Consider the following 11,786-nt stretch of genomic DNA (forward strand, 5'->3'; position numbering starts at 1 on the left):
TTGCATCGATAACGATAAATTAATTAACATTTTACACTTTGCCTGCTGACAAGTTAATATCTGTCGGCCCATTAGCAAACAAAAAATGGCAAGCGATGCGCACAGCCTACTATATATCTGACGGAACCGCCCTCACCGCAGAGGCCTTCGGAAACGCTTTACTATCCATGTTCCCGGTCGAATTTCAGCATATCACCCGACCTTTTATTGATTGTGAGGAAAAAGCTGAGCAGGTCTGTCGTCAAATACAGCAATCCGCTGCTACAGACGGTGAGCCGCCGTTAATCTTCCATACCTTTGTTAATACGCAGCTGAAGCAGAAAATCATTAGCTGTGGTGGCATTTCCTACGATTTCCTCGAGCAGTTTGTCAGCTCGGTGGAGCAGCAACTTAATGTAAAGGCTCAACCTAAGACCCATCGCACACACGGCGTGCAGAAGAACTATAACTTCCGGGTTGATGCGATCAACTACGCACTGGATAATGACGACGGCAAAAAACTGGATCAGCTTGATCAGGCCGACATCGTGCTTATTGGCGTTTCGCGCACCGGCAAAACACCCACCAGCCTTTATCTGGCTCTGCAATACGGAATTAAAGCGGCCAACTACCCGATTACCGATGATGACGACTTTGAGCGCTTACAACTGCCGCGCCAACTTAAACTGCAGCGCCATAAACTATTTGGTCTGACCCTTGACGCTCAGCGTCTGCATGAAATACGCAGTCAGCGACGGCATGGCAGCCAATACGCATCGATGCAGCAATGCCGTTACGAACTTCAGCAAGTGGAGAATCTTTATCGCCGGGAGGCGGTGCCGTTTATTGATTCAACCCATTTTTCTGTTGAGGAAATCGCGGCAAAAATACTGGCCCAGACCAACTTACAGCGCCATCGCTGATAACAGCGCTGTAAGCAATTTATAATGCCTTATCAGGACGCGTTAGTACTTTCAAAAATCTTATCGGCAGAAGCCGCAACAAAACCACTGTACAGTTCACCACTTTCAGTTTTATAGCGCTTGGCAAACTCATAAAAACACGAGGGGATCTCTACGGTTTCATCGCTAAAGGCCACCGGATGCCGATCAGCCATGGTCGATGACTGCTCAAGACAAACCTCTGGGGAACCTTTTATTTCGCCGCCTGAGCTGTTCAGCTTAAAGCCGGCGCGCTTAAGTTCCTCGTTAACTTCCTCAATACTGTCGTAACCTGGCAGCTGATTAATGCTGACGGTAAAGTGGTTAGCGCAGAAACCAAAGGCAGCCATCCAGGCGGCATACTCACTCTCTTCCAATAATTCAAGATAGTCTGCATGACTGATAGTCCAGTGTGTTCCTGAATACAGAAAATCGTCCCGTTTAACCGCTTCTGGGTCAACCTGACTGACCATAGCCTTGACTTTTTTCTGCAGGCTGTCACTGAACTCTTCTGTCATCAGCTCACTGATAAAAACTTTTGGTAAGGTCGGGTCGTTGTGTTCAAAGTGCTTAGCGCGCAACTTCTTGGCTTCGAAATGATAATCGCCGCCCTCTTTGTAGCCCAAATCAATAAAGTGCTGAGCCAACGCCTCAAGCCGCACCGGAGCAACATCAAAAGTACGAAACGCAACGTGATCATTGACAATATCGTGGCCTTTACCAAGAACTTCGTGAACTTTCGGTGCTGATGGCGTGCGTGAAATATAATCCTGCCATAAACGCTCAAATAACTGCTCTACTTGCTGAGACATGTGCTTGCCGTCCTTCTGCTGGTAATTACTGAACATTAACCCTGGCCATTACGGGCTGCCCGTAATGACTCAGCGACGAGAAACGCCAATTCTAACACCTGATCGGCATTAAGTCTTGGGTCGCACTGGGTACGATAGCGGCTGGAAAGGTCCGCCTCACTGATTTGATACGCGCCCCCCGTGCATTCGGTGACATCTTCACCGGTCATTTCCAGATGAATACCACCGGCATAGGTTCCTTCGGCCTGATGGACCGCAAAAAATTGCCGCAGTTCTTTGTGAATTGCATCAAAATTACGTGTTTTTAGACCATTATCAGCTTTGGTCGTGTTACCGTGCATCGGGTCACTGGACCAGACCACCTGGCGGCCTTCGGCTTTCACCCTGCGCGCCAGCTGCGGCAACTTGTCGGCCAGATTATCGGCACCCATCCGGGTTATCAGTGTCATTCGGCCGGCTTCATTATCGGGGTTTAGCAAGTCCAATAACTGAATCAGCTCGTCGGCATCCATGCCGGGGCCAATTTTAACGCCAATAGGGTTATGTATCCCGCGCATAAATTCGACATGGGCATGATCCAACTGACGCGTACGCTCACCAATCCAAATCATGTGCGCCGAACAATCATACGGCAATCCGGTAAGGGTGTCTGTGCGCGTTAACGCCTGTTCGTATGGCAATAGTAAGGCTTCATGAGAGGTGAATAGCTGGGTTTCATGCAAAGCCGCGTGGGTGTCGGTATTGATGCCCAGAACTTCCATAAACTTAAGTGCCGATTGAATCTGTTCCGCAATTTGCTGGTAACGTTCTTTTAGCGGATTCGCGGCCAAAAAGCCCAGATTCCATTTGTGTACTTTGTGTAAATTAGCCAGTCCGCCCTGCGCAAAAGCTCGTAACAAATTCAAGGTTGCTGCCGAATGGTGGTAGGCTTTAAGCATTCGCTCCGGGTCGGGCTGCCGTGCCTGGTCGGTAAACTCAATGCCGTTGATGATGTCGCCCCGGTAACTGGGCAAACTGACATCGCCAACGGTTTCCAAATCGCCTGATCGCGGCTTGGCATATTGTCCTGCCATGCGCGCGACCTTGGTTACCGGACAAGAGCCGGCGAAAGTCATTACGATGGCCATTTGTAAAATAACTTTAAAAGTATCCCGTATTTTGGGCGCATTAAAATCGCTGAACGACTCGGCGCAATCTCCGCCCTGCAGCAAAAAACCATTACCCTGGCAAACATCGGTGAGCTGAGAACGTAATGCACGTATTTCTTCGGCAAACACCAATGGAGGAAATTGGCCTAACTGCTGTTCCACCTGCTTAAGGTGTTCCGGATTGGTGTAATTGGGTTGTTGTTTGATTGGCTTTGCGCGCCAACTTTGTGCATGCCACTGGCTCATCACTGCATATCCAGTCTGTCGGTTGTAAGGAAGTAACAAATCTAACGGGGATGCTGGTTAAAAGCAATCAGATCCCCGGCCAAAATTAAACAATTATCAGAGCGGCCGACGAGTTAACGCCTGAATGCGATCGTCCAGTGGCGGATGGCTCATAAACAGTTTACTCAGCCCACTGTGTTTACCGTTAATACCAAAAGCCATCATTGAGCCTTCAAGTTTTGATTCCTGGGCGCGCTTTAAGCGCTGCAACGCTGAAATCATTTTGTCGGGGCCGACTAATGTCGCCGCTCCGGCATCGGCGCGAAATTCCCGCTGGCGTGAAAACCACATGACAATTATGCTGGCGAAGATACCGAAAACCACTTCTAACACCATAACAATGCCGTAATAAGCAAAAATACCAAGCCCGCCACCCTGCTGATTATTGCCCCGGGCGGCATTATTAATTGCAGAAGCAATTAACCGCGCCAGAAACATTACAAAGGTGTTAACCACACCCTGAATTAAAGTCAGAGTCACCATGTCGCCATTGGCGATATGGCTAATTTCGTGGGCTAACACGGCTTCGACTTCATCTTCGCTCATGGCCGTCATCAAACCACTGCTGACCGCTACCAGGGACTCTTTTTTACTGCGTCCGGTAGCAAAAGCATTAGCTTCCGGTGACGGGTAAATAGCAACTTGCGGCACCGGGATGTCAGCTTTTTGGGCCTGTCGCTGCACCGTTTTCAGCAGCCATTGCTCGGCCTGGTTAGCCGGTTGCTCTATGACTTTGGCACCGGTAGCTCTTATTGCCATCCAACGCGATATCCACAACGAAACAAAAGCTCCGCCAAACCCAAACAGTGCGCAAAACAGCAGTAAACCGCCGGTTTGCCCCAGCTGATAGCCAGTAGCCCGGCTAATCACATTGTAAACAAAACTGACAACCAGCAGAATTGCCAGGTTGGTGGCTATAAAAAGAGCAATACGTTGCATAAATTCCTCAGTAATACGGCTTAACGATTATCGTTAAACAATATGGGGTCGTTCAGTAAAATACCAAGCTAGCAGGTTAACTTTACAAGGCCGGTTAAAGCGAGATTAACTCACTTAAATCCTGCTGTTGCCAGTTTATCAAGTAAGGTAGCTCGGCCAGACAGGGAGCATTAAGGTGCTGTCGCAGTGCTGCTACATTTTCACCGCGATAATCCATCGCTTGTGGCTGTGTGTCAACTGCAACCCAGCCGGCCAGCTTAATACCCGCCGCAGTTATCGCCCGGGCGGACAATAAGGCATGGTTTAAACATCCCAGCTTTAAACCAATAACCAGAATCACCTCGGCGTTTATCCGTTTAACAAAATCCGGCATATACAAATCATCACCAAGGGGCAACAGCCAGCCGCCGGCGCCTTCAATAACCAGCGCATCGGGCTGCATTTTTGCCAGCTGCTCAAAGCCAGTCAGTAACTGCGCTAACGTTATTGGCCTGCCCGCTTCAGCTGCAGCAATATGCGGTGCAATGGGTGGCGCAAAAGCATAAGGGTTGGTTAATGCATAATCGCAGTTCATTGTCATTGCCTGGCGTAAAATCAGCGCATCAGAATTTTGCCACTGACCCTCCGCCACCCCATCAGTTGCATCGGGAACCCAGTCACACCCGGCCGATACCGGCTTCATGGCTAATGTTTGCTGGCCCAGCTGTTTTAGCTTATCCAGCAAAGCTTTCGCGACCACAGTTTTACCGGCGTCAGTGTCGGTACCGCTGATAAAGTAACTTTTCATTGTTTTCTCAAAGTTAATTATAATTAATGTTTAGTTAACTTGCTTTTCAAAACAAACGGACAGAACCTTCCAGTTAAGAGGCAAGCCCTTTTCTTGCCGATATTTCTCGTAACTGCTGACCACCCGCTGGAAACGTCTGGGTGACAGTAAACCGGCGGCCTGGCGAGGGCCTACATAACTGGCACCGACTCCTTTAATACTGGCCAATAAAGAGCGCAGGTCGGGAAAGTACTGCTGCTGCTCGTCCAGCCGGTGTTGGTAATGGCTGATGCCTATTCCCTCGAGGCAGGTTAAAACCTCCGTTAACGAATGAAAACGCCGGATATGGGGGCGTTCATCAATTTTCCGCCAACAACTGCTAAGTTCGCTAAGTGTACCCGCAACTGGCAGATTGAACACCGCTCGGGCACCAGGTTTTAAAATCCGTAGCGCTTCACTGAAAACTGAATGCAGTGACGGGCTCCATTGCAGCGACAAATTAGCAAAATAAGCATCGACACTGTCATTTTGCAGTGGCAACTGCTCAGCACAGGCCTGCAGCCAGATGTCGTCGGGAAAGTTCTGCTTTGCCTGGCGAACCATACCGGCCGCTAAATCAATACCCAAATAATTGCGGCAATGCTTACCCAGTAATGGTCTTAATGAGCCGGGGCCACAACCAATGTCTATCAGCTGGTCAACCGGCTGCGGCAAATAGCTCAGTAATTGCCGACCAAAATATTGCTGGATCGCATCGTGTTGATGGTAGTTAACCGCCGCTCGGGAAAAGTGCCGGGCAACCTGCTGTTGTTCCGCGGCCATCAGACTGCCCTCCTGTTACCAGAATCGGGCAATAAACGCTCTATGGCAGCAAACAATGCCTCGATATCTGCGCTGGTGTGATCCGCTTGTAAGCTGAACCTTAAGCGAGCAGTCCCCTCCGGCACGGTCGGTGGCCTTACGGCACTAACATGAATATTCGCCTCGGCCAGCTGTCGCGCATAATTAACTGCTTGTGCATCATCGCCAAGAATCCAGACCTGAATTGGTGAACTCGACTCAATGCCTTGTAAACCATGGTGTCTGGCAAGCTGGCGAAAGTACGCTATATTTTCCTTGAGTTGCCGGCGTCGCTGGTCGCCTTCATCACTGCGGATAAGCTGCAGGGACGCTCTGATACAGGCTGCCTGAGCGGGACTAAAGGCGGTTGAGTAGATGTATTCGCGGCAATACTGAATTAACTGCTCAATATCGGCGATGTCAGCGGCAACAAAAGCTCCGCCCACACCAAAAGCCTTGCCAAAGGTGCCGGTTAATAAACGCGTTTGCCGGCGTAGTCTGCCAAAACTAGCTAACCCCTGTTCACCCCAGACACCGAGCCCATGCGCATCATCGAGAAATAACTTTGTGCCGTGCTGATCGACAGACTTTTGCACAGCAACGTGGTCGACATAATCCCCGTCCATGCTGAAGGTTCCTTCGGTTATCAGCCAGTCGTCAGGATCAATGCCGGTACCGGGTATTTGGTTATGGGCAAAACGGCGAAAGCGGCGCCGACTATGCTTTAGCCCATCCAGCAGTGAGGCATGGCAGAGTCGATCGCAAAAGACATTCTGACCAGCCTCAATTAACGTTGTCAGACAACCGTGATTGGCCGCATACCCGCTGGAAAACAATAAGCAAGCCGGCATTCCAAGCCAGTCAGCCAGTTCTTCTTCCAGTGCCTGGTGCTGCAGAGTATAACCACTCAGCAGCGGCGAGCCGGAGCTACCGGCGCCCCACTGAGTCAGAGCCTGTTGTCCGGCCTCGATAACATGCGGATGACGGCTCAGAGACAGATAATCATTACTGGCAAACTGGCCGGCAACTTCATGATAACTGCGAGTTTTCCTTATCCGGTAACGAGCAGACCCATTGCCGCTAGGACGCATCGTAATAGCGTACCGGTTGTTGTTGCTCTTGTACCGCATCCTCTATGACTGCCGCGTGTACCTCATCATCGTATCCCTGATGCGGCTCTGGCTCGATACCCAGCCGTTCGAACAAACGCAAATCAGCATCTGCCTGAGGGTTGGCAGTGGTCAGTAGTTTCTCGCCATAAAAAATCGAGTTTGCACCGGCCAGAAAACATAAGGCCTGTAGCTCGTCACTCATGTTTTCCCGGCCGGCTGATAAACGCACATGTGAACGCGGCATCAGAATACGGGCTACAGCAACCGTGCGGACAAACTCAAAAGGGTCAAGATCCTCAAGCTCGGCAAAAGGAGTTCCTTCGACTTTAACCAACATGTTGATAGGAACACTTTCGGGGTGCTTGGGCAAATTAGCAAGTTGAACCAATAGTGATGCCCGGTCAGAGAGCGACTCCCCCATTCCGACAATACCGCCGGCACAAACTTTCATTCCGGCATCGCGCACGTTTTTCAGAGTCTGCAGGCGATCCTGATAGGTTCGGGTGGTGATAACATCGCCGTAAAACTCCGGTGACGTATCTAAATTGTGGTTATAATAATCCAGCCCCGACTGCTGTAACTGCTTTGCCTGCAGTTCATTCAACATACCCAGTGTCATACAGGTTTCTAAACCCAGTTTTTTAACGCCTTTAATCATTTCGATAAGGTAAGGCATATCGCGATCTTTTGGATTACGCCATGCGGCTCCCATACAAAAGCGACTGGCTCCTTTAGCTTTCGCCGCCTCGGCTTCAGCCAGTACATTCTGCACCTGCATCAGCCGTTCACGATCAAGCCCGGTGTGGTAATGAGCGCTTTGTGGGCAATATTTGCAATCTTCGGGACAAGCGCCTGTCTTAATTGATAGCAAAGTACTCACCTGAACCTGGTTCGGGTTAAAGTGCTGCAGATGGACGCTTTGGGCCAGATAAATTAATTCGTTAAAAGGTTTTTCCAGAAGATCACAAACATCGCTGACTTGCCAGTCATGTCGGGGGTGTTGCATAAAACGCTCGCTTATTATCAGTTCGAATGGTTACCACGGGTCGACTAGCTTATTTTAACAACGTACACTGTCAACTAATAATGCAAACCGTAACTTTACAAGTGGTTATTTTTTAATCTATGACTCTTTTGAACTGGCAACAGCAGCAACACTTTGATCAACAACATCTGTGGCATCCCTATACTTCAATGACCGAACCTTTACCCTGTTTTCACGTAAAGTCGGCTCATGGTTGTGAGATTGAATTATCCTCGGGTGAGGTATTAATCGATGGAATGTCCTCCTGGTGGGCTGCTATTCATGGCTATAACCACCCACGACTGAATCAGGCTGCGCATCGGCAAATTGATAAGATGTCCCATGTTATGTTCGGTGGCCTGACCCACGAGCCGGCAGTCGCTATGGCCGAAAACTTGATCAAGTTAACTCCGCCAGGCCTGGATCAGGTGTTTATTGCTGACTCAGGTTCGGTCAGCATAGAAGTAGCTATTAAAATGGCTCTGCAGTATTGGCTGGCGAAAGAACGGCCGGAAAAAAATCGTTTATTGACGATACGTGGTGGCTATCACGGCGATACCTTTGCAGCGATGTCGGTCTGTGACCCGGTCAATGGAATGCACCATTTGTTTAAGCATGCACTAAAAAATCAGTTATTTGCTGAACGGCCCGAGCTCAGTTACTGGCACGAGTGGCATGACTCAGCCGCTGACAGTCTCAGGCAATGGTTCGGGCAGCACCATACACAGCTGGCGGCCGTCATCCTTGAGCCGGTTGTTCAGGGCGCTGGGGGGATGCGCATGTATCACCCTCAGTACTTACGGGAACTGCGGCAACTTTGTGATCATTACCAGGTACTTTTAATCGCTGATGAAATCGCCACAGGCTTTGGTCGCAGCGGGCAACTGTTTGGCTGTAATCACGCAGATGTTATTGCCGATATTATGTGTGTCGGCAAGGCGCTCACCGGCGGTTATATGACTCTGGCTGCAACTCTGACCCACCGGCATATTGCTGCCGCAGTCAGTGATCCTAAAGCCGGTGGTGCTTTAATGCATGGCCCCACATTTATGGGCAACCCCCTTGCCTGCGCGGTAGCCGCCGAATCACTGGCCATGATCAGTGAGGGCCACTGGCAGCAACAGGTGACAGCGATTGAACAACAATTACAGCAACAACTGCTGCCGCTACGCGAACTGGCTGCAGTAACAGATGTCCGGGTGCTGGGAGCTATTGGCGTAGTGGAATTAGAACAGCCGATTCATTTGGCCAGTGCGCAAGAGTATTTTGTTCGGGCAGGAGTCTGGATCCGACCCTTTGGCCGGTTACTCTATATTATGCCGCCTTACTTGATAGAGGCTGATCAACTGACTCGTCTGACAACGACCATGGCTGAGTTTGTTAAAAGCCGTTAATCAAAGCCAAAAAAGTACAACGAAATAGCGCCAAGGAAGGTGAAAATCAAAATCATAATATTAAGCCACAAGTGCTCACGATCCTGACTGAACAAGATCACATTGATCGCAAAAGTGATGAGGCTGACCAACAGGCCAAATAAACAGGTGATAATAAACACATCACCCAGCGTTAAGTGCCAGTAATCACGGACATTAATACCAAAAACTTCGGTTAATATGGTGGTATGTTCAGGGCGGGCATAATGGAAAACAATCAGCGCAACAACAAAGATTAACCAGCCAAAAATAGATAACCAGCCCAGGACCCGGCTCCAGAAAGAGAGCCCCTTAAGTTCGTCAATACTTCCTAGCTTCATTGTTTGTCATCCAGAAAAACAAGGTTACTCTTGAGTCTGCGCCAAACCGAGGTAACATAGCAACCTTTAACGCAAAATTTTGTATTTCGGAGAGCAGAAACTCATGTCGTATGCTTCGGTAGTTGATGTATTGGCAGGTAAGATCCCGGTTGACGAGACTGTCACCGTCCGCGGTTGGGTCCGTACCCGACGTGACTCAAAAGCGGGTATTTCTTTTATTAATGTTCACGATGGCTCGTGCTTTGATGCCATCCAGGCTGTCGTTCCCGCCGAGCTGCCCAATTACCAGCAGGAAGTTCTTAAGCTAACAACCGGCTGCTCTGTTGCCATTACCGGTGTTGTGGTGCCGTCACAGGGTAAAGGGCAATCTTATGAAATTCAGGCCACCGGCGTAAAAGTCTATGGCTGGGTAGAAGATCCCGACACTTACCCCATGGCGCCTAAACGACACAGCATGGAGTACCTGCGCGAATATGCTCATTTGCGCCCGCGAACCAATGTCACCGGTGCCGTCATGCGCGTTCGTAACACCTTATCGCAGGCTATCCACCGCTACTTTCATCAACATGGTTATCTTTGGGTAAGCACTCCCATTATTACGACCTCGGATTGCGAGGGTGCCGGCGAGATGTTCCGGGTCTCGACGCTGGACTTGATGAATGTGCCAAAGACGGAACAAGGCGGTGTGGACTACAGCGAAGACTTTTTTGGTAAGGAAGCCTTTTTAACGGTATCGGGTCAGCTTAACGTTGAATCCTATGCCTGTTCATTGACCAAGGTTTACACCTTTGGACCCACTTTCCGGGCGGAGAACTCGAACACCAGTCGTCATTTGTCTGAATTCTGGATGGTGGAGCCGGAAGTCGCTTTTGCCGATCTTAATGATATTGCTGACTTAGCCGAGGACATGCTGAAGTTCGTATTTAAGGCCGTACTCGAAGAACGCCCGGACGATATGGCATTTTTTGAACAACGCATTAATGCCGATGCCGTTAAGCGCCTGCGTGCCATGGTGGACCAGGATTTTGTACACATGGATTACACAGAAGCAGTTGAGATTTTGAAAAATTGCGGCAAAACCTTTGATTATCCTGTTGAATGGGGTGTGGATTTGCAGTCAGAACATGAGCGTTATCTTGCCGAGGAGCACGTTGGCGCGCCGATCATTCTGAAAAACTACCCGCGTGATATTAAAGCCTTTTACATGCGCCAAAACGAAGACGGTAAAACCGTCGCGGCGATGGACGTGCTTGCGCCCGGTATTGGCGAGATTATTGGCGGCAGCGCCCGCGAAGAACGTCTTGATGTGCTCGATCAGCGTATCGCCGAAATGAATCTACCTGCGGAAGAATATGGTTTTTATCGTGACTTACGTCGTTACGGTTCAGTACCCCATGCCGGCTTTGGCCTTGGCTTCGAGCGCCTGGTCGCCTACGTAACCGGAATGCAGAATATCCGTGACGTAATCCCCTTCCCGAGAGCGCCAAAATCCGCCGAGTTCTAAGCGGATAGAGTCAGTATCCAGCTTGTCGTTGCAAATGGACTCAAGTGTGTGACCTTTTGGTTACAAGGGCTTGAGTCCATCGGCCGAAAAGTCAGTCGCTGATAACGTTAGTCGCGGCGACGAAAAACTCGCTATAGTCCTGTTCCGGTTTAATCGGCGTCGGCACTGCGGGTGTACCGATGTAGAGAAAACCGACAATCTCGTCATCTTCATGACACCCCAGTTGCTCGCGCACATAATCGTCTTCTGCCAGCCAGCCGGTGCGCCAGATAGCACCAAGATCCTGAGCAAAACAGGCCTGCTGCATCGCCATGGTGGCGCAGGCAACACAAGCCAACTGCTCATTACGCGGTACTTTGTCGTTATCCACATAACGCAGACAGCTGGCAATAATTAAGGGGGCCCTGAAAGGCAGCTGGCCAGCTTGCTCAATACGCTGTTCAGAAAAGTTATTAAGCCGTGCCGCTTGTTGATAGATGTCGCCTAACAGCCCGCGATCACGGCCGCTGAATTCAATAAATCGATAGGGTGACAAATTCATATGATCGGGCACCCGAATGGCCGCTTTGCGAATTAACTCCAGTTGCTCTTCGCTGGGAGAAGGCTCCACCAGGCGGGGCATCGAGGAGCGAGTTGTGAGCAGCTTTAATGCATCCATAATTTTCCTTAAACAATAAATTTGT

12 protein-coding genes are annotated in these 11,786 nt (G+C 49.8%); 3 read left to right on the forward strand and 9 right to left on the reverse strand.

The window, feature by feature from the left end:
* Window positions 1-95 precede the first annotated feature (95 nt).
* Complete coding sequence (locus tag LG288_RS06100) at window positions 96-902, forward strand: pyruvate, water dikinase regulatory protein (protein ID WP_404399217.1); 807 nt, start codon at window positions 96-98, stop codon at window positions 900-902.
* A gap of 32 nt (window positions 903-934) precedes the next feature.
* On the opposite strand, the gene LG288_RS06105 is transcribed toward LG288_RS06100, so the two are convergent.
* The 7 genes from LG288_RS06105 to bioB all read right to left on the reverse strand — a co-directional run bounded on the left by LG288_RS06105 (window position 935) and on the right by bioB (window position 7,828).
* Window positions 935-1,732, reverse strand: coding sequence for a DUF1338 domain-containing protein (locus LG288_RS06105; protein WP_404399219.1), 798 nt, complete (start codon window positions 1,730-1,732; stop codon window positions 935-937).
* Between the two features lie 35 nt (window positions 1,733-1,767).
* Complete coding sequence (locus tag LG288_RS06110; protein ID WP_404399220.1) at window positions 1,768-3,126, reverse strand: class II 3-deoxy-7-phosphoheptulonate synthase; 1,359 nt, start codon at window positions 3,124-3,126, stop codon at window positions 1,768-1,770.
* A gap of 96 nt (window positions 3,127-3,222) precedes the next feature.
* On the reverse strand, window positions 3,223-4,104 hold the full coding sequence (htpX, locus tag LG288_RS06115; RefSeq protein WP_404399222.1) for a protease HtpX: 882 nt from the start codon (window positions 4,102-4,104) through the stop codon (window positions 3,223-3,225).
* 94 nt (window positions 4,105-4,198) lie between these two features.
* Window positions 4,199-4,891, reverse strand: a complete 693-nt coding sequence (gene bioD / locus LG288_RS06120; RefSeq protein ID WP_404399223.1) for a dethiobiotin synthase — start codon at window positions 4,889-4,891, stop codon at window positions 4,199-4,201.
* A gap of 30 nt (window positions 4,892-4,921) precedes the next feature.
* Complete coding sequence (locus LG288_RS06125; RefSeq protein ID WP_404399224.1) at window positions 4,922-5,692, reverse strand: methyltransferase domain-containing protein; 771 nt, start codon at window positions 5,690-5,692, stop codon at window positions 4,922-4,924.
* Window positions 5,692-6,801: an aminotransferase class I/II-fold pyridoxal phosphate-dependent enzyme gene (locus LG288_RS06130; protein ID WP_404399225.1), complete on the reverse strand. Its 1,110-nt coding sequence runs from the start codon at window positions 6,799-6,801 to the stop codon at window positions 5,692-5,694. The genes LG288_RS06125 and LG288_RS06130 overlap by 1 nt, the downstream gene beginning before the upstream one ends.
* On the reverse strand, window positions 6,791-7,828 hold the full coding sequence (gene bioB, locus LG288_RS06135) for a biotin synthase BioB (protein WP_404399226.1): 1,038 nt from the start codon (window positions 7,826-7,828) through the stop codon (window positions 6,791-6,793). Before bioB ends, LG288_RS06130 begins: the two co-directional genes overlap by 11 nt.
* A 119-nt stretch (window positions 7,829-7,947) precedes the next feature.
* Between bioB and bioA the strand changes: the two genes are divergently transcribed.
* Window positions 7,948-9,240 (forward strand): adenosylmethionine--8-amino-7-oxononanoate transaminase, encoded by a 1,293-nt coding sequence (gene bioA, locus LG288_RS06140; RefSeq protein WP_404399227.1) that lies wholly within the window; start codon window positions 7,948-7,950, stop codon window positions 9,238-9,240.
* Here the strand turns inward: bioA and LG288_RS06145 are convergent.
* Entirely contained in the window at window positions 9,237-9,599 is a 363-nt protein-coding gene (locus tag LG288_RS06145; protein WP_404399228.1) for a hypothetical protein, read from the reverse strand. The two genes, bioA and LG288_RS06145, sit on opposite strands and share 4 nt — an antisense overlap.
* Window positions 9,600-9,702: 103 nt before the next feature.
* Between LG288_RS06145 and asnS the strand changes: the two genes are divergently transcribed.
* Window positions 9,703-11,103, forward strand: a complete 1,401-nt coding sequence (gene asnS, locus LG288_RS06150; protein ID WP_404399229.1) for an asparagine--tRNA ligase — start codon at window positions 9,703-9,705, stop codon at window positions 11,101-11,103.
* Window positions 11,104-11,194: 91 nt separating this feature from the next.
* Here asnS and LG288_RS06155 read toward each other — a convergent pair whose 3' ends face one another.
* Window positions 11,195-11,761, reverse strand: coding sequence for a nitroreductase family protein (locus LG288_RS06155; RefSeq protein ID WP_404399230.1), 567 nt, complete (start codon window positions 11,759-11,761; stop codon window positions 11,195-11,197).
* Window positions 11,762-11,786 lie beyond the last annotated feature (25 nt).

It is taken from the genome of Idiomarina seosinensis (genome assembly GCF_044797955.1).
Taxonomy (GTDB): Bacteria; Pseudomonadota; Gammaproteobacteria; order Enterobacterales; family Alteromonadaceae; genus Idiomarina; species Idiomarina seosinensis_A.

Coding starts and splice junctions, on each gene's coding strand:
- LG288_RS06100 (WP_404399217.1), top strand. CDS start 96: ATGCGCACAGCCTACTATATATCTGACGGAACCGCCCTCACCGCAGAG.
- LG288_RS06105 (WP_404399219.1), bottom strand. CDS start 1,732: ATGTCTCAGCAAGTAGAGCAGTTATTTGAGCGTTTATGGCAGGATTAT.
- LG288_RS06110 (WP_404399220.1), bottom strand. CDS start 3,126: ATGAGCCAGTGGCATGCACAAAGTTGGCGCGCAAAGCCAATCAAACAA.
- htpX (WP_404399222.1), bottom strand. CDS start 4,104: ATGCAACGTATTGCTCTTTTTATAGCCACCAACCTGGCAATTCTGCTG.
- bioD (WP_404399223.1), bottom strand. CDS start 4,891: ATGAAAAGTTACTTTATCAGCGGTACCGACACTGACGCCGGTAAAACT.
- LG288_RS06125 (WP_404399224.1), bottom strand. CDS start 5,692: ATGGCCGCGGAACAACAGCAGGTTGCCCGGCACTTTTCCCGAGCGGCG.
- LG288_RS06130 (WP_404399225.1), bottom strand. CDS start 6,801: ATGCGTCCTAGCGGCAATGGGTCTGCTCGTTACCGGATAAGGAAAACT.
- bioB (WP_404399226.1), bottom strand. CDS start 7,828: ATGCAACACCCCCGACATGACTGGCAAGTCAGCGATGTTTGTGATCTT.
- bioA (WP_404399227.1), top strand. CDS start 7,948: ATGACTCTTTTGAACTGGCAACAGCAGCAACACTTTGATCAACAACAT.
- LG288_RS06145 (WP_404399228.1), bottom strand. CDS start 9,599: ATGAAGCTAGGAAGTATTGACGAACTTAAGGGGCTCTCTTTCTGGAGC.
- asnS (WP_404399229.1), top strand. CDS start 9,703: ATGTCGTATGCTTCGGTAGTTGATGTATTGGCAGGTAAGATCCCGGTT.
- LG288_RS06155 (WP_404399230.1), bottom strand. CDS start 11,761: ATGGATGCATTAAAGCTGCTCACAACTCGCTCCTCGATGCCCCGCCTG.